Source organism: Cellulomonas endometrii, from assembly GCF_949769265.1.
GTDB classification, from domain to species: Bacteria; Actinomycetota; Actinomycetes; order Actinomycetales; family Cellulomonadaceae; genus Cellulomonas; species Cellulomonas endometrii.
On sequence record NZ_CATKPC010000001.1, the window covers coordinates 476291 to 497803 of the forward strand.

Here is a 21513-nt window from a genome sequence, read left to right on the forward strand (position 1 = left end):
GCGCTGCGGGGCCCTTCCGGCGTCGTACGGGGTGCGGCTCGGGTCAGCGGAGCCGGCCGCCGCGGCGGGCGCGGAGCGCGGCCAGCGCCTCGTCCAGGATCGCCTCGCCGTCCTCGGCGGAGCGGCGCTCCTTCACGTAGGCCAGGTGCGTCTTGTACGGCTCGTTCCGGACGGGGGACGGCGGGTTCGCCTGGTCCTGGCCGGCCGGGAACCCGCAGCGCGGGCAGTCCCACAGCTCGGGGGCCTCGAGGGCGGCCTCCTCGGCGAAGCTCGGCCGGGTCTCGTGGCCGTTGGAGCACCAGTAGGAGATCCACACCCGCGGGGCGGCGTCGCCCCGCTCGGCCTCGCCCATCGGGCCCGCACCGACGCGGGATCCCCGGATCGCACTTCCGCTCGCCATGTCGCCGACTCCCTCAGCTGACGCGCTCGACGAGGCCGAGCAGGATGATGACGACCGCCCACACCAGGGCGACGCCCACGGTGATGCGGTTCAGGTTGCGCTCGGCCACGCCGGAGCTGCCGGCGCTGCTGGTGATGCCACCGCCGAACATGTCCGAGAGCCCACCGCCCTTGCCCTTGTGCAGCAGGACGAGGGGGACGAGCAGCAGGCTCGCGACCACCAGGACGACCTGGAGGGCGATGGTGAGGGCTGTCACGACGGTGTCTGACTCTCTTGGCTTCGGGGGCCCGGCCCGGGGTGGGTCGGGGTCATCAGGTGGATCGCGGTCCAGGGTAGGCGACGCCGCGCCGTGGAATCCAGCACGACAGGCCGGGCGGCCGCGTGCGGGTGACGCAGGTGCGGGTGCGGGCGGCGGTCGGTGACCGTCGCCCGCACCCGCGCCGTGGGTGCCTCAGGCGCCCGCGTGCTCCTGGAAGCGCGCGATCTTCGCGAACTCCTCGGCGTCCAGCGACGCGCCGCCGACGAGCGCGCCGTCGACGTCGGGCTTGCCGATGATCTGCGCGGCGTTGCCGGACTTCACGGAGCCGCCGTACAGGACGCGGACCGCGTCGGCGACCTCGGCCGAGTACAGCTCGGCGAGCTTGCTGCGGACGGCCTCGCAGACCTCCTGCGCGTCCTCGGGGGTCGCGACCTCGCCGGTGCCGATGGCCCAGACGGGCTCGTAGGCGATGACGACGGACTTCGCCTGCTCCGGGGTGACGCCCGCGAGCGAGCCCTCGAGCTGCGCCAGCGTGTAGGCGACGTGCTCGCCGGCCTTGCGGACCTCGAGGCCCTCGCCGACGCACACGATCGGGACGATGCCCGCGCCGAACGCCGCGACGGCCTTGGCGGCCACGACCGCGTCGGACTCGGCGTGGTACTCGCGGCGCTCGGAGTGGCCGACGGCCACGTAGGTGACGCCGAGCTTCGCGAGCTGCGCGGCGGACACCTCACCGGTGTACGCGCCGGACGCGTGCTGCGACACGTCCTGGGCGCCGTAGCCGATCTCGAGCTTGTCGGCGTCGACCAGGGTCTGCACGGAGCGCAGGTTGGTGAACGACGGCAGGACGACGACCTCGGCGGACGAGAAGTCGTGCTTCGCGTCCTTCAGGGTCCAGGCGAGCTTCTGCACCAGGTGCACGGCCTCGTGGTGGTCGAGGTTGAGCTTCCAGTTGCCCGCGATGAGGGGGGTACGTGCCATGGGTCAGGCCTCCAGGACCGCGATGCCGGGGAGGGTCTTGCCCTCGAGGAGCTCCAGCGACGCGCCGCCGCCGGTCGAGATGTGGCCGAAGCCGGCCTCGTCGAAGCCGAGCCGGCGCACGGCCGCGGCGGAGTCGCCACCGCCGACGATCGAGAAGCCGTCGGTGTCGACGAGCGCCTGCGCGACGGCCTTCGTGCCGGCCGCGAACGCGTCGAACTCGAAGACGCCCATCGGGCCGTTCCACGCGATGGTCTTCGCGCCGAGGATCGCCTCGCGGAACAGCTCGCCCGACTTCGGGCCGATGTCCAGGCCCATCTTGCCGGCGGGGATCTGGTCGGCGTCGACCGTCTCGTGCGGGGCGTCGGCCGCGAAGCCGTCGGCCGCGACGACGTCGACGGGGAGCACGATCTCGACGCCGGACTCCTGCGCCTGCGCGAGGTAGCCCTTCACGGTCTCGACCTGGTCCTCCTCGAGCAGCGACGCGCCGACCTCGTGGCCCTGGGCCTTGAGGAAGGTGAACATCATGCCGCCGCCGATGAGCAGCTTGTCGGCCTTGGTCAGCAGGTTCGCGATGACGCCGAGCTTGTCGGAGACCTTCGAGCCGCCGAGCACGACCACGTAGGGGCGCTCCGGGTCCTCGACGGCCTTGCGCAGCGCCTCGACCTCGGCGAGCACCAGGGTGCCGGCCGCGTGCGGCAGGCGCAGGGCCACGTCGTAGACCGACGCCTGCTTGCGGTGCACGACGCCGAACCCGTCGGAGACGAACGCGTCGGCCAGCTGGGCCAGCTCGTCGGCGAGCTCGCCGCGCACGGCGTCGTCCTTGGACGTCTCGCGGGCGTCGAACCGGATGTTCTCGAGCAGGGCGATCTGACCGTCCTGCAGCGCGGCGACGGTGGCCTGCGCGGACTCGCCGACGACGTCCTGCGCCAGCGTGACGTCCTGGCCGAGCAGCTCGCCCAGGCGGGCGGCGACGGGCGCCAGGGAGTACTTCGGGTCGGGCTCGCCCTTCGGGCGTCCGAGGTGCGCGGTCACGACCACCCGGGCGCCGGCGTCGAGCAGGCGCTTCAGGGTCGGCAGCGCGGCGCGGATGCGGCCGTCGTCGGTGATCGTCGTGCCGTCCAGCGGCACGTTGAAGTCGGAACGGACGAGCACGCGCTTGCCGCGCAGGTCGCCGAGGTCCTCGATGGTCTTCATGCTCTCCTACCTTGCTCCGTCGGGCCGACCGGGAGGTGGCCCTGGCTCTACATGGCAGCGTCCGCGGGCGCCGGGGTCGAGACCGACCCCGGCGCACGCGGACGCATGACCGTCGCTAGCGAGCGGTGGGCGTCAGAGACGCTCGCCGACGTAGCTGGTGAGGGCGACGAGGGAGTTCGAGTAGCCCCACTCGTTGTCGTACCAGGAGACGACCTTCACCAGGTCGCCCGACACCTTGGTGAGCTTCGAGTCGAAGATGCTCTGGTGCGGGTCGGTGACGATGTCCGAGGACACGATCTCGTCCTCGACGTAGGACAGCACGCCCTTGAGCGGACCCTCGGCGGCGGCCTTCACCGCGGCGTTGACCTCGTCCACGGTGACCTCGCGGGAGGCGGTGAACGTGAGGTCGGTGGCCGAGCCGGTGATGGTCGGGACGCGGAGCGCGTAGCCGTCCAGCTTGCCCTTCAGCTCCGGCAGCACGAGCGAGACGGCCTTGGCCGCACCGGTCGAGGTGGGGACGATGTTCTGCGCGGCGGCGCGGGCGCGGCGCAGGTCGCGGTGCGGGCCGTCCTGCAGGTTCTGGTCACCCGTGTAGGCGTGGATCGTGGTCATGAGGCCACGCTCGATGCCGATCGAGTCGTTCAGCGCCTTGGCCAGCGGGGCGAGGCAGTTCGTGGTGCACGACGCGTTCGAGATGATGTGCTGCGTCGCCGGGTCGTACTGCTCGTGGTTCACGCCGACGACGAACGTGCCGTCCTCGTTCTTCGCCGGGGCGGAGATGATGACCTTCTTGGCGCCGGCCTCGATGTGGGCCTTGGCCTTGGTCGCGTCGGTGAAGAAGCCCGTGGACTCGATGACGATGTCCGCACCGAGCTCGGCCCAGGGGAGGTTGGCCGGGTCGCGCTCGGCGAGGGCGCGGATGTTCTTGCCGTCGACGATGATGTTCTCGTCGTCGAAGCCGACGCTCAGCGGGAAGCGGCCCAGCACGGTGTCGTACTTGAGCAGGTGCGCGAGCGTCTTGTTGTCCGTCAGGTCGTTGACGCCGACGATCTCGATGTCGGCGCCCGACGCCACGATGGCCCGGTAGAAGTTGCGCCCGATGCGGCCGAAGCCGTTGATGCCGACCTTGATGGTCACTTGCCCTCCTCGGCACGCGCCGGCAGGGGCCGGCACACACTGTTGCGGTGATGGACTGCGCACGCCGCTGTGCGCTCCCGGAAACGCCGTGGTCACACGATCTTGACCCGCAGGTGATCTCCGGATGGCACAGAGCCTATACCCGCGCGACCGGTGCCGCAGGGACCAAGGTCTGCCTGCCGGCGGCGTCGCGGGTGGTGCGCGGGACGGTTTCACCCGGTGCGGCGCGCGTGCGCCGCGCGGTCGCTACAGGTCGAGCAGGTCCGGGCTCAGGCCGGCCTCGGTGTCCGGGACGCCCAGGTCGGCCGCGCGCTTGTCGGCGGTCGCCAGCAGGCGGCGGATCCGGCCCGCGACCGCGTCCTTGGTCAGCACGGGGTCGGCCATCTTGCCGAGCTCCTCGAGCGACGCCTCCTTGTGCGCGAGCCGCAGCTCGCCGGCCTCCCGCAGGTGCTCCGGCACGTCGGCGCCCAGGATCTCGAACGCCCGCTCCACGCGGGCCCCCGCGGCGACCGCGGCCCGGGCCGAGCGGCGCAGGTTCGCGTCGTCGAAGTTGGCGAGGCGGTTCGCGGTGCCGCGGACCTCGCGGCGCACCCGGCGCTCCTCCCAGACGAGCAACGTGTCGTGCGCGCCGAGCCGGGCCAGCATGGCGGCGATCGCGTCGCCGTCGCGGATGACCACGCGGTCGATGCCGCGCACCTCGCGCGCCTTCGCCGGGATCTGCAGCCGGCGGGCGGCGCCGACGAGCGCGAGCGCGGCCTCCGGGCCCGGGCACGTGACTTCGAGGGCGGACGACCGGCCCGGCTCCGTCAGGGAGCCGTGCGCCAGGAACGCCCCGCGCCAGGCGGCCTCGGCCTCCTGCGCGCCGGCGGCGACGATCTGCGGCGGCAGGCCCCGCACCGGGCGCCCGCGGTTGTCGAGCAGGCCCGTCTGCCGGGCGAGCGACTCGCCGTCCTTCACCACGCGCACGACGTACCGGTTGCCGCGCCGCAGCCCGCCCCCGGACACGACGATCACGTCGGACGCGTGCCCGTAGACCTCGGCGATGGCGGTCCGGAGCCGGCGCGCGGCCGCCCCGGTGTCCAGCTCGGCCTCGATGACGATGCGCCCCGAGATGATGTGCAAGCCGCCCGCGAACCGGAGGGTCGCCGACACCTCCGCCTTCCGGCACGACGTCTTGTCGACCTGGAGCCGCGCAAGCTCGTCCTTCACCTGTGCCGTCAGAGCCATGCCGTCATCCTGCCATCCCGCGCGGGGCGCGAGGCCCGCCCGGGCGGCCGCCGGCTCCCCCGGCGCCGCCGACGTCGCCGAGGTACCCGTCCACGACGTCGCTGATGGCGGCGGCGAGCCGGAGCGCGTCGTGCCGGGGCGTGCCGTCGCCGCGGCGCACCTGCCGCAGCAGCAGGCGGCCGCCCGCGCCCTGGGTGCGCTCCACGAGCTCGTCGACGTCGTCCACGGACCCCGGGTCGGCGATCACCGCGTCGAGGCGCAGGTCCGGCGCGTGCTGGCGCAGGGCGTCGAGGTGCTCGCACGGGCCCATCCCCGCCGTCTCGGCGTCCGCGCTGAGGTTCAGCACGACGATCCGGCGCGCGGTCGTGCGGTGCAGCGCGTCGGCGAGCTCCGGCACCAGCAGGTGCGGGATCACGGAGGTGTACCAGGAGCCAGGCCCGAGGACGACCCAGTCGGCCTCGAGCACCGCGGCCACCGCCTCGGGCAGCGCCGGCGGGCGCTCGGGCACCAGGCGGACCTGGTCGATCCGCCCGCGGGCGACCGCCACGTGGCTCTGCCCGCGCACGAGCTCGGCGGTCCCGTCGGGCCGCACCACGTCGGCCTCGATGGCCAGCGGGACGGCGGCCATCGGCAGCACCCGACCGCGGGCGCCGAGCAGCCGCCCGACCCAGTCCAGGCCGTCCACGGTGTCGCCGAGCAGCTCCCACAGGGCCACGATCAGCAGGTTGCCGACCGCGTGCTGGTCGAGGTCGCCGCTGGACGTGAAACGGTGCTGCAGCACGTCGCGCCACGTGCGGCCCCAGTCGGAGTCGTCGCACAGCGCCGACAGCGCCATCCGCAGGTCACCGGGCGGGAGGACGTCGAGCTCGTCCCGCAGGCGCCCGGAGGAGCCGCCGTCGTCGGCCACGGTGACGACGGCCGTCAGCCGGTCCGTCACCCGGCGCAGCGCGGACAGCGTCCCGGACAGGCCGTGCCCGCCGCCGAGCGCGACGAACGCGGGCTGCCCGTCACGGACAGGACTCACCAGGTCATTCCTTGCCGAGGTCGCGCGCCGCCACGGTCACGCGCTGGCCGCGGGCGCGCAGGCGCTCCGCGATGGCCTCGCTGATGGCGACCGACCGGTGCTTGCCGCCGGTGCAGCCCACCGCGACGGTGACGTACCGCTTCTCCTCCGCGAGGTAACCCGCCAGCACCGGCTCGAGGGCGTCGACGTACCGGTCGACGAACTGCAGGGCGCCCGGCAGGCCGAGCACGTAGTCCCGCACGGGGGCGTCGCGGCCGGACATGTGCCGCAGCTCGGTGATCCAGTACGGGTTCGCGAGGAACCGCACGTCCACCACGTGGTCCGCGTCGAGCGGGATGCCGTACTTGAAGCCGAACGAGATGACGTTGACCCGCAGGGCGTCCTCCTGCTCGGAGGTCGACACCGCCGCGCGGACGATCCGGCCGAGCTCGTGCACGTTCGTCTCCGAGGAGTCGATCAGCACGTCCGCCCGCTCCCGGATGTCGGACAGCAGGGTCCGCTCGGCGGCGATCCCGTCGAGGATCCGACCCTCGCCCTGCAGCGGGTGCGGTCGGCGGACCTGCTCGTAGCGGCGGACCAGCACCTCGTCCGACGCGTCGAGGAACAGGATGCGGTAGTCGACGCCGGACTCGCGCAGCTGGGCGAGGACGGCGAGCAGGTCGGCGAAGAACTCCCGGCCGCGCACGTCCACGACCGCCGCGAGCCGCAGGTCGGCGCTCGGGGGGCCCCCGTGCGTGAGCATCCCCACCAGGTGGGTGAGCATCTGGGCGGGCAGGTTGTCGACGACGTACCAGCCCATGTCCTCCAGGACGGCGCCCGCGCGGGTGCGGCCGGCGCCGGACATGCCGGTGATGATCAGGACGTGCGGCTGCTGGAGGTGGGGAGCCGCGGTGGCGGCCTCGATCGCCGGGATGCCGGTGGGCACCGTGATCGGCGAGATCTCGTCGCTCATGAGCCCAGCATGCCAGCCGTGCCGGGGGCGGGCTGCGCGGGCTCCGGGGACGGCGCGGCGTCCGGGGACGGCGCGGCGTCCGGGGACGGCGCGGCGAGGGCGGCGACGACCGCGGCGGCGGTGCGCGCCCCCATGCCGGGCACCGACGCGATCTCCTCGGCCGAGGCCGCCTTGAGCCGCTTGAGCGAGCCGAAGTGCTTGAGCAGCGCCGCGGACCGCGCCGGGCCGAGGCCGGGCACGGAGTCGAGGGCCGAGACGGTCATGCCCTTGCTGCGCTTCTTGCGGTGCGCGGTGATCGCGAACCGGTGCGCCTCGTCGCGGACGCGCTGCAGCAGGTACAGCCCCTCGGACGACCGCTGGAGGATCACCGGGTAGTCCTCCCCCGGCAGCCACACCTCCTCCAGCCGCTTCGCGAGGCCGCAGAGCGCCACGTCGTCGATGCCGAGCTCCGCCAGCGCGGCGGCCGCGGCGGCCACCTGGGGCGGGCCGCCGTCGACCACGACGAGGTTCGGCGGGTACGCGAACCGCTGCGGGCGCCCGGTGGTCTCGTCGATGGGACCCGACCGCAGGGGGCCGGCGTCCGCGTCCGCCAGCGCCTCGGCGACCTGGTCCTCCCCCAGCCCGAGCTCCAGGTCACCGGCCTGCTCCCGCTCCGCGAGGTAGCGGCGGAACCGGCGGGTGATCACCTCGTGCATGGCGGCGGTGTCGTCGCGCGCGCCGGTGCCCTCCGGACCGCGGATGCCGAACGTCCGGTACTCGCTCTTGCGGGGCAGCCCGTCCTCGAACACCACCATCGACGCGACCTGGTACGTCCCCTGGTTGTGCGAGACGTCGTAGCACTCGATGCGCAGCGGCGCCGTCTCCAGCGCGAGCGCCTCCTGGATCTCCCGCAGCGCCTGGCTGCGGGTCGTGAGGTCCCCGGCACGGCGGGTGCGGTGCAGCGCGAGGGCGTGCTCCGCGTTCTTCCGGACCGTCTCCGCGAGCTCGTGCTTGGCGCCGCGCTGCGCGACGCGGACCTGCACGCGGCTGCCCCGCAGGCCGGAGAGCCACGCCTCGACCTGCTCGAGGTCCGGGGGCAGCACCGGGACGAGCACCTCGCGCGGGACCGCGCCGGCAGTGGCACCCGCGGCGGCGTCACCGCCCGGGGTGTCCCCGTAGACCTGCTGGAGCAGGTGCTCGACCAGGTCGGCGTCGGTGAGCGCCTCGACCTTCTCGACCACCCAGCCGCGCTGACCGCGGATGCGGCCGCCGCGGACGTGGAACACCTGGACGGCGGCCTCGAGCTCGTCGCCGGCCAGGGCGAAGATGTCGGCGTCCGTGCCGTCCGCGAGGACGACCGCGTTCTTCTCGGTCGCCCGCTGCAGCGCCGCGATGTCGTCGCGCAGCCGGGCGGCGCGCTCGAAGTCCAGCTCGTTCGACGCCTCCTGCATGCGCGCCGTCAGCCGCTTGGTGAACCGGGCGGTGTCACCGGCCATGAAGTCGGCGAACTCCTCCGCGAGGACGTGGTGGTCCTCCTGGGAGATCTTGCCGACGCAGGGCGCCGAGCACTTGTCGATGTACCCCAGCAGGCACGGCCGGCCCTGCTGCCGGGCGCGCTTGAACACCCCAGCGGAGCAGGTGCGCACCGGGAACACGCGCAGCAGCAGGTCGACCGTCTCCCGGATCGCCCAGGCGTGCGCGTACGGGCCGAAGTACCGGGTGCCGGGGCGCTTGGCGCCGCGCATCACCTGCACGCGCGGGTACTGGTCCGCCAGGGTGACCGCGAGGTACGGGTAGGACTTGTCGTCCCGGTACTTCACGTTGAACCGCGGGTCGAACTCCTTGATCCAGGAGTACTCCAGCGCCAGCGCCTCGACCTCGGTGCCGACGACGGTCCACTGCACCGAGGCCGCCGTCGTGACCATCGTCTGCGTGCGCGGGTGCAGGTTCGCGACGTCCTGGAAGTACGAGCTCAGGCGCTGGCGCAGGCTCTTCGCCTTGCCGACGTAGATGACCCGGCCGTGCTCGTCGCGGAACCGGTACACCCCGGGTGAGTCCGGGATCTCCCCCGGCGCGGGGCGGTAGGTCGCGGGATCAGCCATATGGAGCAGCCTAATTCGACCTGCCGACACATCCTGCGCGGGACCGGCCGGGGCGGGAGGCACCGGGGCGCCTACCCTGAGGCATGAGCCTCCTGCACACGTACGCCGCCGACGTCGTGTGGACGGGCGCGGGCGCGTCCGGGACGACCGGGTACACGTCCTACGGCCGCGAGCACGAGGTGCAGGTCGCGGGCAAGCCGACGATCCTCGGGTCCGCGGACCCGGCGTTCCGGGGCGACCCGACGCGGCACAACCCGGAGGAGCTGCTCGTCGCCGCCCTGGCCGAGTGCCACATGCTCTGGTTCCTGCACTTCGCCGCCACGTCGGGCGTGGTCGTCGTCGGGTACAGCGACCGGGCCACCGGGACCATGCGGGTCGAGGCGGCGGGGCACGGGCAGTTCACCGAGGTGATCCTGCGTCCGCTCGTGACCGTGCGGCCCGGCGGCGCCGTCGCGGCGGCCGGTGACGACGCGTCCGGGCTGGACGCCCAGCTCGCCGACCTGCACCACCGGGCGCACGAGCACTGCTACATCAGCCGGTCGGTGAGCTTCCCGGTGCTGACCGAGCCGGCGCCCGCGGTGCTGGAGGCCGCGGACGCCGACCCGGTTCCGGGCTGACCTGGTCGCCGGGCTGAGCCGGTCGAGCCCCGTCAGGCGCTGACGGGCTCGCGCTTGTCGTCCAGCACCTCCGCCAGGAACGTCCCGGTGTGGCTGCCCTCGACGCGCGCGACCTGCTCGGGCGTGCCCTGGGCGACGACCGTGCCGCCGCCCGAACCGCCCTCGGGCCCCATGTCGATGACCCAGTCGGCGTTCTTGATCACGTCGAGGTTGTGCTCGATCACGATCACGGTGTTGCCCTTGTCGACCAGGCCCTGCAGGACGCCCAGCAGCTTGCGGATGTCCTCGAAGTGCAGGCCGGTGGTCGGCTCGTCCAGGACGTACGCGGTGCGGCCCGTGGACCGGCGCTGCAGCTCGGTGGCGAGCTTCACGCGCTGCGCCTCGCCGCCGGACAGCGTGGGGGCGGGCTGGCCGAGCCGCACGTAGCCGAGCCCGACGTCGACGAGGGTGCGCAGGTGCCGGCTGATCGCGGGGACCGCTGCGAAGAAGTCCGCGGCCTCCTCGATCGGCATGTCCAGCACCTCGGCGACCGTCTTGCCCTTGAAGTGCACCTCGAGCGTCTCGCGGTTGTACCGGGCGCCGTGGCAGACCTCGCAGGGGACGTAGACGTCCGGCAGGAAGTTCATCTCGATCTTCAGCGTGCCGTCGCCCGAGCACGCCTCGCAGCGGCCGCCCTTGACGTTGAACGAGAACCGGCCGGCGGTGTACCCGCGGACCTTCGCCTCGGTGGTCTCGGCGAACAGCTTGCGGATCCGGTCCCACACGCCGGTGTACGTCGCGGGGTTCGAGCGCGGGGTGCGGCCGATCGGGCCCTGGTCGACGTGCACGACCTTGTCGAGCTGGTCGAGCCCGGTGACCCGCTTGTGCCGGCCCGCGACGCGTCGGGCGCCGTTGAGCTCGTTGGCCATCACGGTGTAGAGGATCGAGTTCACGAGCGTGGACTTCCCGGAGCCCGACACGCCGGTCACCGCCGTGAGCGTGCCCAGGGGGAACGACACGTCGACGCCCTGCAGGTTGTGCTCCCGCGCGCCGACGACCGTGACCTGACGCTTCTTGTCGACCTTGCGGCGCTGAGCGGGCATCGGGATCGTCCGGCGTCCGGACAGGTACGCACCGGTCACCGACTCGCGCGACGCCAGCAGGCCCTCGAGGTCGCCGGAGTGCACGACGCGGCCGCCGTGCTCGCCCGCGCCGGGGCCGACGTCGACGATCCAGTCGGCCGTCCGGATGGTGTCCTCGTCGTGCTCCACGACGATGAGCGTGTTGCCGAGGTCCCGCAGGCGGGTCAGCGTGTCGATCAGGCGGCGGTTGTCGCGCTGGTGCAGGCCGATGCTCGGCTCGTCCAGCACGTACAGCACGCCGACCAGGCCGGAGCCGATCTGCGTGGCGAGCCGGATGCGCTGCGCCTCGCCGCCGGACAGCGTGCCGGCGGGCCGCATGAGCGAGAGGTAGTCGAGGCCGACGTCCAGCAGGAAGCCGAGGCGGGCCTGGATCTCCTTGAGCACCTGCTCGGCGATCTGCCGCTCGCGGACCCCGAGCTCCAGGGAGTCGAGGAAGTCGCGCGCCTCCCGGATCGGCAGGGCGCACACGTCGGCGATGGACTTGCCGCCGACGAGCACCGCGAGCACCTCGGGCTTGAGGCGCGTGCCGTCGCACACGGGGCACGGCGTCTCGCGCATGAACGCCTCGTACTTCTCCTTGCTCCACTCCGACTCGGTCTCGCCGTGCCGGCGCTCGAGGAACGTGACGACGCCCTCGAAGCCGGTGGAGTACTGCCGCTCGCGGCCCCAGCGGTTCTTGTACTTGACGTGCACCTTGTGGTTCTCGCCGTACAGCACCGCCTTGCGGGCCCGCTCGGGGAGCGCGCGCCACGGCTGGTCCATGGAGAAGCCGAGGTCCGAGGCGAGGGCGTCGAGCACACGCTCGAAGTACTCCGAGGAGATCTGCGCCCACGGCGCGATCGCGCCCTCGCGCAGCGACAGGTCCTCGTCCGGGACGACGAGGTCCGGGTCGACCTCCAGCCGCGAGCCGAGGCCCGTGCACTCCGGGCAGGCGCCGTACGGGGCGTTGAACGAGAACGTGCGCGGCTCGATCTCCTCCAGCGTGAGCTGGTGGTCGTTCGGGCACGCGCGGTTCTCGGAGAAGCGCCGCTCCCGCTCGGGGTCGTCCGGGTCGGCGTCGACCATCTCGACGACCAGCAGGCCGCCGGCCAGGCCGAGGGCGGTCTCCACGGAGTCGGTCAGCCGGCGCTGCACGCCCTCGCGGGCGACCAGGCGGTCGACGACGACCTCGATGTCGTGCTTGAGCTTCTTCTCCAGCGCCGGCGGCTCGGCGAGCTGGACGACCTCGCCGTCCACCCGGGCACGGGCGAAGCCCTTGGCCTGGAGCTCCTTGAACAGGTCGGCGTACTCGCCCTTGCGGCCACGGATGACCGGCGCGAGCACCTGGTACCGCGTGCCGTCCGGGAGCTCGAGCAGCCGGTCCACGATCTGCTGCGGGGTCTGCGCGGTCACGCGCTCGCCGCACACCGGGCAGTGCTGGGTGCCGGCGCGCGCGAACAGCAGGCGCAGGTAGTCGTAGACCTCGGTGATGGTGCCGACCGTCGACCGCGGGTTCCGGTTGGTCGACTTCTGGTCGATCGAGACCGCCGGGGACAGGCCCTCGATGAAGTCGACGTCGGGCTTGTCCATCTGCCCGAGGAACTGCCGGGCGTACGCCGAGAGCGACTCGACGTACCGCCGCTGCCCCTCCGCGAAGATGGTGTCGAAGGCCAGCGAGGACTTCCCCGAGCCGGACAGCCCCGTGAACACGATGAGCCGGTCACGCGGGAGATCCAGGTCGACGTTGCGCAGGTTGTGCTCGCGGGCCCCCTGGACCACCAGTCGATCATTCACGCGCGCCATGCTACGGCGCAGCACCGACACACGCACATGTGTTCGAACGGTGCGCACGGCTCGGGCGGCGCGTCCGTGCTGCTCGGACGCATGATGAGGCCATGCCCGACCCGCGCCCCACCGCCTCGTCCGTGACGCAGCCCACGGCGGCGCCCGCGCCACCGACCCCGATCGGCGACTACGCCGTGCTCGGCGACGGGCGGACGGCAGCGCTGGTCTCGCGGGCCGGCTCGGTGGACTGGCTCTGCGCCCCGCGGTTCGACTCCCCCGCGTGCTTCGCCGCCCTGCTCGGCGGGCCCGAGCACGGCCGGTGGCTGCTCACCGTGCCCGACGCGACCCGGGTCACGCGCCGGTACCTCGGCGACTCGTTCGTGCTCGAGACCACCTTCGAGTCACCGACGGGGACCGCGGTCCTGCTCGACGCCATGCCGCTCCGCGACGGGCGCTGCGACGTCGTCCGGCGGATCACCGCGACCGCGGGGACGGTCGACGTGCGGCACGAGTGGGTCGTGCGGTTCGGCTACGGCAAGGTCGAGCCCTGGGTGCACCGCGTGACCGACCCGGACGGCGCGGAGGTGATCCAGGCGGTGGCGGGACCCGACAGCCTGGTGCTGCGCGGCGAGCGGCTGCCGCGACCGCGCGGCCGTGGCGAGCGCCGCGCGCACGTCGACGAGTTCTCCCTCGCGGCCGGGGAGTCCGTCGAGGTGTCGTCGACGTGGGTGCCGTCGTGGCTCCCGGTCCCGCGCGCCCCCCGCCTGGAGCACCGCATCGAGGCCACGGAGCACCGGTGGGGCCGCTGGGCGCAGGCCTGCCGGTACACCGGCGCCTACCGGGACGCCGTCGTGCGGTCGCTGCTCGTGCTGCGCCTGCTGAGCGACTCCGAGACCGGCGGGATCGTCGCGGCGGTGACCACGTCGCTGCCCGAGGACTTCGGCGGCGAGCGGAACTGGGACTACCGGTACTGCTGGCTGCGGGACGCGGCCATGACCCTGGAGGCGCTGCTCGAGCACGGCTACCGGGAGGAGGCCCAGGCGTGGCGGCAGTGGCTGCTGCGCGCGGTCGCGGGCGACCCGGCCGACGTCCAGATCATGTACGCGGTGGACGGCAGCCGGGAGCTGCCGGAGCGGACCCTCGACCACCTCCCCGGGTACGCGGGCTCCCGGCCGGTGCGGGTCGGCAACGCCGCCGTCGGCCAGGTGCAGAACGACGTGCTCGGCGAGGTGATGTGCGCCCTGCACCTCGCCCGGTCCGTGGGCGTCGCCGAGAGCACCGACTCCTGGTCGCTCCAGGTGCACCTGGTCGACCACCTGTGCCGGACGTGGCGGCAGCCGGACAGCGGCATCTGGGAGGTCCGCGGCGAGCCCCGGCACTTCACGCACTCGAAGGTGATGGCGTGGGCCGCGCTCGACCGCGCCGTGCGCGCCGTCGAGGAGCACGGCCTGCCCGGCCCCGTCGACCGCTGGCGGCAGGAGCGCGACGCTGTGCACGCGGACGTCCTCGCGCACGGCTGGGACGCCGGCCGCGGGACGTTCGTGCAGTACTACGGCGCCACGCACACCGACGCGTCGCTGCTGCAGCTCGTGCAGGTCGGCTTCCTGCCCCCGGGCGACCCGCGGCTGGCCGGCACGATCGCCGCGGTGCGCGCCGAGCTCGAGGTGGCCCCCGGGCTCCTGCACCGGTACCGCCCCGAGCGCACCGACGACGGCGTGCGCGGCGGCGAGCACCCGTTCCTCGCGTGCTCCGGCTGGCTCGCCGACGCGCTCGCCCGGCAGGGGGACGTCGCGGGGGCGGCCGCCGTGCTCGACGTGCTGACGGGGCTGCTGACGGACGTCGGCCTGCTCGCCGAGCAGCACGACCCGGCGACCGGGCGGATGGCGGGGAACCTGCCGCAGGCGCTGTCGCACCTCGCGCTGGTGCGGGCGGTGCACAGCCACGAGGAGGCGGTGGCGCGGGCGGGGCGTCCGGAGCCCACCGCCGAGACGGTGGGCCGCCCGTGACCGCGGCGGACGGGCTGGTGCTCGACGACCTCGTCCTGCGGACGCTCCGCGTGGGACCGATGGAGAACCAGGCGTACCTGCTCACCTGCCGGCGGACCGGCGCGCAGCTGCTCGTCGACGCCGCCGCCGAGCCCGACCGCCTGCTCGCGCTCGTCCGCACGGGATCGCCCGACGGGCGGCTCGACCTGGTCGTCACCACGCACCGGCACGCCGACCACCTCGGCGCGCTCGCGGCGGTGCTGGCGGCCACCGGGGCGCCGCACGCCGCGGGTGAGGCCGACGTGGACGCGGTGGCGGCGGCCGCCGGCACGACGCCGCCGCGCGCCCTGCGGCACGGGGACGTGCTGGCCGTCGGCGACCTCCGGCTCGAGGTGATCGCCCTGCGCGGGCACACCCCCGGCGCGATCGCCCTCGCCTACCGGGAGCCCGACGTCGTGCGGCAGGAGGGGGCCGCCGCCGGACGCGTGCACCTGCTCACCGGCGACTCGCTGTTCCCGGGCGGGCCGGGCCGCACCACGAGCCCGGCGGACTTCGCCTCGCTGATGGACGACCTGGAGCGGCGGGTGTTCGCGCGGTTCGACGACGACACGTGCGTGCACCCCGGGCACGGGCGGGGCACGACGCTCGGCGCGGAGCGGCCCTCGCTGGGCGCGTGGCGGTCGCGCGGCTGGTGACTGTGCGGCCGGGAGCCGTGCCGCCGGTGACCGTGCGGCCGGTGACCGTGCGGCCGGTGACCCTGCGGCCGGTGACCACGCGCCGGCGGTTGGACCGCGCCGTGGCCGGGCGAACTTCCGGACGCGTTCGTCCTGGTCTCCCCCGGTTCTGCCATAGTGGCGCACAGCATCGACACAGAGAACGAGGGGATATCCATGTCCAACGACGGCACCTCCACGCCGGAACCGGGCAAGCAGCCCGACAGCAGCGGCTGGCCCAGCCCCGGTACGGGCGCCGAACCGCCGGCCGCGCCGGCCCCGTCCGGCTACGAGGCGACGTCCGGCGCCGGCGAGGCGCCCGGTCAGGCCGACCCGACGCAGGCGTACCCCGCCGCCGACCCCACGCAGGCCTACCCGGCCGCCGACCCGACGCAGGCGTACCCCGCGGCCAGCCCCACGCAGGCGTACCCCGCCGCGGGCGGCTACCCCCAGCCGGGCTACCCGCAGGGCTCGTACCCCCAGGGGTCGTCCGCACAGGGTTCGTCCGCACAGGGCGGTGAGCAGCAGGGCGGCTACCCCCAGGCCGGCTACCCGCAGGGCGGCTATCCCCAGGCCGGCTACCCGCAGGGCGACCAGCAGCAGGGCGGCTACCCCGGCGGCGGCTACCCCGGCGGCGGCTACCCGGGCGCCCCGTCCCCGTACGCCCCCGGCCAGTACCCCGGCCCCCCGCAGGGCTCCAGCACCGACGGCGTGTCGATCGCCGCCCTGGTCACCGGCATCTTCGGCCTGGGCGTCATCCCGATCGTCCTCGGCGTGATCGGCCTGCGCCGCACCAAGCAGAAGGGCACCCAGGGCAAGGGCCTCGCGATCGCGGGCATCGTCCTGGGCTCGCTCGCGATCCTCGCGTCGATCGCCATCGGCGTCGCGATCTTCCTCGGCATCACCGCGCACAACGAGCGCATGGACGACCTGCGCTCCGACTGCGAGTCCGGCGAGATGGCGGCGTGCGACGACCTCTACCAGGAGTCGACGCCCGGCTCCGACGACGAGGACTTCGGCTGGACGTGCGGCGACCGCACCGACGGCGGCGCGGGCTGCACGGCGATCGACCCGACGCGGTTCACCTACGGCGACGACGAGGCGCTCGACGCCCTGTGGGACGCCTGCGAGTCGGGTGACGCGGCCGCGTGCGACGAGCTCTACAGCTCCGCCCCCTCGGGGTCCGACTACGAGGAGTTCGGCGCCACCTGCGGCGGGCTGACCGACGGCACCGAGTTCTGCGACACCGCCGAGGAGGCCGTGCCCGAGGAGGAGACCACCTCCGGTGCGCAGACCTACGGCGACGACCCGGCCCTCGACGCCCTGTGGGACGCCTGCGAGGCCGGCAGCGGCACCGCGTGCGACGACCTGTACTGGCAGTCGGAGTCCGGCTCCGCGTACGAGGAGTTCGGCACCACCTGCGGCAACCGCGTCGAGTTCGCGGCGAGCTGCGCCGCGGAGATCGGCGGCTGACGCAGCCGCTCCCCCGCACGACGACGGCCCCGGGCAGCACGCCCGGGGCCGTCGTCGTGCGTGCGCCGTCCCGTCAGCGGTCGAGCGGCCCGAGCCACGCGGTCGCGACGGTCCCGTGCGCCGACTCGTCGTCCGACGGGTGGAAGATCCCGGCGAGCACGTCGCGGTACAGCCGCCCGAGCTCGCTGCCGCTGAAGTACGAGCCGCCGCCGGACACGCGGATCGCCTGGTCCACCACCACGCGCGCCGTCTCGGTGGCCCGGACCTTCAGGCCGACCAGCCGGGCGAACCACCGGGCGCCGTGGTCCACCTGCTCGTCGACGTCCCGCGCGAGCGCCCACACCTGCGGCTCGATGCCGTCCTGGGTGATCGCGGCGTCGGCCACCCGCCACCGGATGTCCGGGTCCTGCGCGTAGCTGCGGCCGTCGTTCTTCATGGACGTGCGCCGGTGCGCGGCCGCGACCGCGAGGTCGAGCGCGCGGCGGCCGATCCCCGTGTAGACCGCGGCCAGCAGGACCTCGAACACCGCGAACAGGGCGAACACGTACGGGTCGGCGCTCGGCCCCGGCGGCAGCGCGCGGAACACGCGCTCGGCCCGCGCCGGCGCGCCGTCGAGCACCGTGGTGCAGCTCTGGGTCGCGCGCATGCCGAGCGTGTCCCAGTCGTCCTTCGTCCGGATGCCGCCGTCCTCCCGGGACACGACGGCGTGCACGAGGCGCGGGCCGTCCGGGTGGTCCTCGTCCAGCCCGAACGTCGCGAGCCTCGTCCACACCGGCGACAGCGACGTGAAGATCTTCGTCCCGGTGAACCGGTAGCCGCCGTCCGCCTGCCGCTCGGCCCGCGTCCGGGAGCCGAACATCACGAGGTCGTTGCCGGCCTCCGAGTTCCCGAACGCGAACACCTCCCCCTCGGCCGCGTCCCGCAGGACGAACGCCAGCGAGTCGTCGCCGCGCGCCGCGAGCACCGCGGCCATGCCGGTCACCACGAGGTGCATGTTCACGGCCAGGGCCGTCGCCGGCGCCGCGCCAGACAGCCGCGCCTGCTCGCGTGCCACCTCCGCCAGCGTGAGGCCGGCACCACCGAGCTCGGCCGGGACGAACGCCGCGAGGTAGCCGGCGGCCCGCAGGTCCGCGAGGTCGTCGTGCGGGAACGTGTTCTCGCGGTCGTGCACGGGCGCCCGCTCCGCGATCCGGGCGAGCACGTCGTCGGTCAGCAGCGTCCGGGGGGCCGGGCGGGTCATCGTCACGCCCCCAGCACGTCGGGGTCGGGACCGATGCGTCCGCCCCGGTCGAGACCGGCGATCCGCTCGTGGTCCTCCGCGGTCAGCGAGAAGCCGAGGACGTCGAGGTTCGCGCGGATCCGCTCCGGCGTCACCGACTTCGGGATCACCACCGTGCCGAGGTCCAGGTGCCAGCGCAGCACCGCCTGCGCGGGCGTCACGCCGTGCGCGCGGGCCACGTCGACGATCACCGGGTCGTCCAGGAGCCCGGTGTCCCGGCCCAGCGGCGACCAGGCCTCGGTCGCGATGCCGTGCTCCGCGTGGAAGGCGCGCAGCTCACGCTGCTGCAGGTACGGGTGCAGCTCGACCTGGTTGAGGACCGGCACCTCCCCGGAGTCGTCGATCACCCGCCGCAGGTGCGCGGGCGTGAAGTTCGAGACCCCCACCGACCGCACCCGGCCGGCGTCCCGCAGCTCGACCAGCGTGCGCCAGGTCTCCGCGTACAGGTCCTGCCCGGGGAACGGCCAGTGGATGAGGTACAGGTCCGGGACGCCCAGGTCGAGCCGGGCCACCGACGCCTCGAAGGCCGCGAGGGTGCGGTCGCGGCCCTGGTCGTCGTTCCACAGCTTCGTGGTGACGTAGACGTCGTCGCGCGGCAGGCCCGAGGCGCGCACCGCGCGGCCCACGCCCGCCTCGTTGCCGTACAGCTTCGCGGTGTCGACGAGGCGGTAGCCCGCGGCGAGCGCGTGGCCGACCGCCGCCTCCGCGCCGGCGTCGTCGACCTTGAACACGCCGAAGCCGACCTGCGGGATGGAGGTGCCGTCCCGCAGCGGGACGGCCGGGACCTGGGAAGGGGTGAGGCTCATACGGCTACTCTCGCACCCCCGCGCGGGTGGCCGGGCGCGTGCGGCAGGATGACCGCATGACCACCTTCGCCGTCCGGTACACCTACGACCAGCGCGCCGACCTGCAGGACCAGGTCCGCCCCGAGCACCGCGCGTACCTGGGCGAGCTCGCCGAGCGCGGGCTGCTGCACGGGTCCGGGCCGTTCACCGACGGGGCGCCCGGTGCGCTCCTGGCGTTCGAGACCACCGACCGCGCCGCGCTCGAGGTGCTCCTGGCCGACGACCCGTTCGCCCGGGCCGGCGTCATCGCGGACGTCGAGATCCGCGAGTGGAAGCTCGTCATCGGCCCCTGGGCGGCCGGCGTGGCGGGCTGACGCCGCCGGTCCCGCCGCCCCGGCGCGGCGTCAGCGCGCGTCGACCTCGGCCGTCGCGCGCCGCTCGTCGCGCCGGGACGCGGCGATGCTCGTGGCCGCGGTGACGGCCAGCGTCACGACGATCACCGCGAGCGACACCCACGACGGCAGCTCGGGCGCCCACCCGACGGACTCGCCGCCGTTGACGAACGGCAGCGTGTTCTCGTGGAGCGCCTGCAGCACGAGCTTCACGCCGATGAATCCGAGCAGCACGCCGAGCCCGATGTTGAGGTAGCGCAGCCGGGTGAGCAGCCCGCCGAGCAGGAAGTACAGCTGGCGCAGGCCCATCAGCGCGAACACGTTGGCCATGAGGACCAGGTACGGCTCCTGCGTGAGGCCGAACACCGCGGGGATCGAGTCGAACGCGAACAGCAGGTCCGTCGCACCGATCGCCACCAGCACGAGCAGCATCGGCGTGACGTGCCGCCGGCCCTCGACCCGGGCCGTGAGCCGGACGCCGTGGTACCCGTCGGTCGTCGGCAGGAACCGCTGCACGACCCGGACCAACGCCGGCGCCTTGTAGTCGTCGGCCGCCTCGTCCGCGTCCTCGCCGACCCCCTCGCGGGCGACCTTCACGGCTGTCCACACCAGGAACGCGCCGAACAGGTAGAACACCCACGAGAACGACGCGATCGCCGCGGCGCCGATCCCGATGAACACCCCGCGGAACACCAGCGCCAGGATGATGCCGATCAGCAGCGCCGTCTGCTGGTACTGCCGCGGCACGGCGAACCGGGACATGATCAGCAGGAACACGAACAGGTTGTCGACCGACAGCGAGTACTCGGTCAGCCACCCGGCGACGAACTCCCCCGCCGGGTCGGCGCCCCAGACCAGGGCGACGACCACGGCGAAGGCGAGCGCCAGGCCGATGTACACACCGAGGTACCGCAGGCACTCCGCCGTCGACGGGATGTGCGGCCGCCGGCCCACCACCGCCACGTCCAGGATCAGGACGGCGGCGGCGAGGCCGAGGGACACGCACCAGACGAGCGGCGAGACGTCCATGCGCGGGTCAGTGCTCCTTGGTGACGGCAGGCTCCTCGGCGGCGGTCACGGCCGGGGCGGCGTCGCGGTCGTCGCGCCGGGTCTTGGCCAGGCTCGCGATCGTGGCGACGGTCAGCGTACCGAGGATGACGAGCAGCGAGAGCCACGTCGGGATCTCCGGGGCCCACTCGATGTGCTCGCCGCCGTTGATGAAGGGCAGCTCGTTCTCGTGCATCGCGTGCAGCACCAGCTTCACGCCGATGAACGCCAGGATGAACGCCAGGCCCTTGTTGAGGTACACCAGGCGCTCCAGCAGCCCGCCGATCAGGAAGTACAGCTGGCGCAGGCCGAGCAGCGCGAACGCGTTGGCCGTGAACACGATGTACGGCTCCTGCGTCAGGCCGTAGATCGCGGGGATCGAGTCGAGCGCGAAGAGCAGGTCGGTCGAGCCGATCGCCACCATCACGACGAGCATCGGGGTGATGAACCGCTTGCCGTCGATGCGGGTGGTGAGGCGGTCGCCGTGGTACTCGTTCGTCGTCGGGACGACCTTCTTCAGCAGCCGGACCGCGAGACCGTCCTTCTCCTCGCTCGCGTGCTCCAGCTCGTCCGCCTCGTGCTTCTCCCGGGCGAGCTTGATGCCGGTGTACACGAGGAACGCGCCGAAGATGTAGAACACCCAGGACCAGCGCTCGATGGCCGCGGCCCCCGCGAGGATGAACACCGTGCGCAGGACCAGCGCGATCACGACGCCGACCAGGAGCACCTTCTGCTGGAACTCCCGGGGTACCGCGAACTTCGTCATGATGATGAGGAAGACGAAGAGGTTGTCGACCGACAGGCTCTTCTCGGTCACGTACCCGGCGAAGTACTCGGTGCCGTGGCCCCAGCCCCACACCATCCCCAGGCCCACGCCGAAGACGATCGCCAGGGCGATGTACACCGTGGACCAGATCGCGGCCTCGCGGAACGACGGTGCGTGGGGCGTGCGGACGTGCGCGAAGAAGTCGAACACGATCAGACCGACGATCGCGACACCCGTCACGATCCAGACCCACAGGTCGACAGACATAGATCACCCTCCGGTACAGACGACGAAGTACCGGAGGTCTCTCCCACCC

The 21513-nt window shown here is 73.5% G+C and carries 19 protein-coding genes; 5 read left to right on the forward strand and 14 right to left on the reverse strand.

Annotated features, from left to right (window positions below; all coding sequences use genetic code 11):
• Positions 1–43: 43 nt before the first annotated feature.
• The 9 genes from QNH85_RS02305 to uvrC form a co-directional block, all read right to left on the reverse strand.
• Complete coding sequence (locus QNH85_RS02305) at positions 44–400, reverse strand: RNA polymerase-binding protein RbpA (protein WP_213284234.1); 357 nt, start codon at positions 398–400, stop codon at positions 44–46.
• A 13-nt stretch (positions 401–413) separates the two neighbouring features.
• The gene (gene secG / locus QNH85_RS02310) at positions 414–656 is read right to left on the reverse strand and encodes a preprotein translocase subunit SecG (RefSeq protein ID WP_213284233.1); all 243 of its coding nucleotides are present in this window, start codon (positions 654–656) and stop codon (positions 414–416) included.
• A 195-nt stretch (positions 657–851) separates the two neighbouring features.
• Positions 852–1640 carry a triose-phosphate isomerase gene (tpiA, locus tag QNH85_RS02315; RefSeq protein ID WP_282944272.1) on the reverse strand — a complete coding sequence of 263 codons (789 nt, stop codon included), beginning with the start codon at positions 1638–1640 and terminating at the stop codon, positions 852–854.
• 3 nt (positions 1641–1643) lie between these two features.
• Entirely contained in the window at positions 1644–2834 is a 1191-nt protein-coding gene (locus tag QNH85_RS02320; RefSeq protein ID WP_282944273.1) for a phosphoglycerate kinase, read from the reverse strand.
• 132 nt (positions 2835–2966) lie between these two features.
• A complete protein-coding gene (gene gap / locus QNH85_RS02325) occupies positions 2967–3971 on the reverse strand; it encodes a type I glyceraldehyde-3-phosphate dehydrogenase (RefSeq protein ID WP_213284230.1) in 1005 nt (334 codons plus the stop codon).
• Positions 3972–4217: 246 nt separating this feature from the next.
• On the reverse strand, positions 4218–5198 hold the full coding sequence (whiA, locus tag QNH85_RS02330) for a DNA-binding protein WhiA (protein ID WP_213284229.1): 981 nt from the start codon (positions 5196–5198) through the stop codon (positions 4218–4220).
• 4 nt (positions 5199–5202) lie between these two features.
• Entirely contained in the window at positions 5203–6222 is a 1020-nt protein-coding gene (locus QNH85_RS02335; RefSeq protein WP_282944275.1) for a gluconeogenesis factor YvcK family protein, read from the reverse strand.
• A 4-nt stretch (positions 6223–6226) separates the two neighbouring features.
• Positions 6227–7174, reverse strand: a complete 948-nt coding sequence (rapZ, locus tag QNH85_RS02340) for an RNase adapter RapZ (RefSeq protein ID WP_213284228.1) — start codon at positions 7172–7174, stop codon at positions 6227–6229.
• On the reverse strand, positions 7171–9255 hold the full coding sequence (uvrC, locus tag QNH85_RS02345; RefSeq protein ID WP_282944278.1) for an excinuclease ABC subunit UvrC: 2085 nt from the start codon (positions 9253–9255) through the stop codon (positions 7171–7173). The genes rapZ and uvrC overlap by 4 nt, the downstream gene beginning before the upstream one ends.
• 83 nt (positions 9256–9338) lie before the next feature.
• On the opposite strand from uvrC, the gene QNH85_RS02350 reads away from it, so the two are divergent.
• Positions 9339–9872, forward strand: coding sequence for an OsmC family protein (locus tag QNH85_RS02350; RefSeq protein ID WP_213284226.1), 534 nt, complete (start codon positions 9339–9341; stop codon positions 9870–9872).
• Positions 9873–9904: 32 nt separating this feature from the next.
• On the opposite strand, the gene uvrA is transcribed toward QNH85_RS02350, so the two are convergent.
• Positions 9905–12766: an excinuclease ABC subunit UvrA gene (uvrA, locus tag QNH85_RS02355; RefSeq protein WP_428830340.1), complete on the reverse strand. Its 2862-nt coding sequence runs from the start codon at positions 12764–12766 to the stop codon at positions 9905–9907.
• Between the two features lie 101 nt (positions 12767–12867).
• On the opposite strand from uvrA, the gene QNH85_RS02360 reads away from it, so the two are divergent.
• The 3 genes from QNH85_RS02360 (at position 12868) to QNH85_RS02370 (ending at position 16928) form a co-directional block, all read left to right on the forward strand.
• Positions 12868–14763, forward strand: a complete 1896-nt coding sequence (locus tag QNH85_RS02360; RefSeq protein ID WP_282944279.1) for a glycoside hydrolase family 15 protein — start codon at positions 12868–12870, stop codon at positions 14761–14763.
• Positions 14760–15437 (forward strand): MBL fold metallo-hydrolase, encoded by a 678-nt coding sequence (locus QNH85_RS02365; protein WP_282944281.1) that lies wholly within the window; start codon positions 14760–14762, stop codon positions 15435–15437. The genes QNH85_RS02360 and QNH85_RS02365 overlap by 4 nt, the downstream gene beginning before the upstream one ends.
• Positions 15438–15632: 195 nt before the next feature.
• Complete coding sequence (locus QNH85_RS02370; protein ID WP_282944283.1) at positions 15633–16928, forward strand: DUF4190 domain-containing protein; 1296 nt, start codon at positions 15633–15635, stop codon at positions 16926–16928.
• A gap of 73 nt (positions 16929–17001) precedes the next feature.
• On the opposite strand, the gene QNH85_RS02375 is transcribed toward QNH85_RS02370, so the two are convergent.
• A complete protein-coding gene (locus QNH85_RS02375; RefSeq protein WP_282944355.1) occupies positions 17002–18168 on the reverse strand; it encodes an acyl-CoA dehydrogenase family protein in 1167 nt (388 codons plus the stop codon).
• A 2-nt stretch (positions 18169–18170) separates the two neighbouring features.
• Positions 18171–19013: an aldo/keto reductase gene (locus QNH85_RS02380; RefSeq protein ID WP_282944285.1), complete on the reverse strand. Its 843-nt coding sequence runs from the start codon at positions 19011–19013 to the stop codon at positions 18171–18173.
• 56 nt (positions 19014–19069) lie between these two features.
• On the opposite strand from QNH85_RS02380, the gene QNH85_RS02385 reads away from it, so the two are divergent.
• Positions 19070–19366 carry a YciI family protein gene (locus QNH85_RS02385; protein WP_282944286.1) on the forward strand — a complete coding sequence of 99 codons (297 nt, stop codon included), beginning with the start codon at positions 19070–19072 and terminating at the stop codon, positions 19364–19366.
• A 30-nt stretch (positions 19367–19396) separates the two neighbouring features.
• On the opposite strand, the gene QNH85_RS02390 is transcribed toward QNH85_RS02385, so the two are convergent.
• Together QNH85_RS02390 and QNH85_RS02395 are read right to left on the reverse strand one after the other, a co-directional pair.
• Positions 19397–20413, reverse strand: coding sequence for a TerC/Alx family metal homeostasis membrane protein (locus tag QNH85_RS02390; protein WP_282944288.1), 1017 nt, complete (start codon positions 20411–20413; stop codon positions 19397–19399).
• A gap of 7 nt (positions 20414–20420) precedes the next feature.
• Complete coding sequence (locus QNH85_RS02395; RefSeq protein ID WP_282944290.1) at positions 20421–21464, reverse strand: TerC family protein; 1044 nt, start codon at positions 21462–21464, stop codon at positions 20421–20423.
• Positions 21465–21513 lie beyond the last annotated feature (49 nt).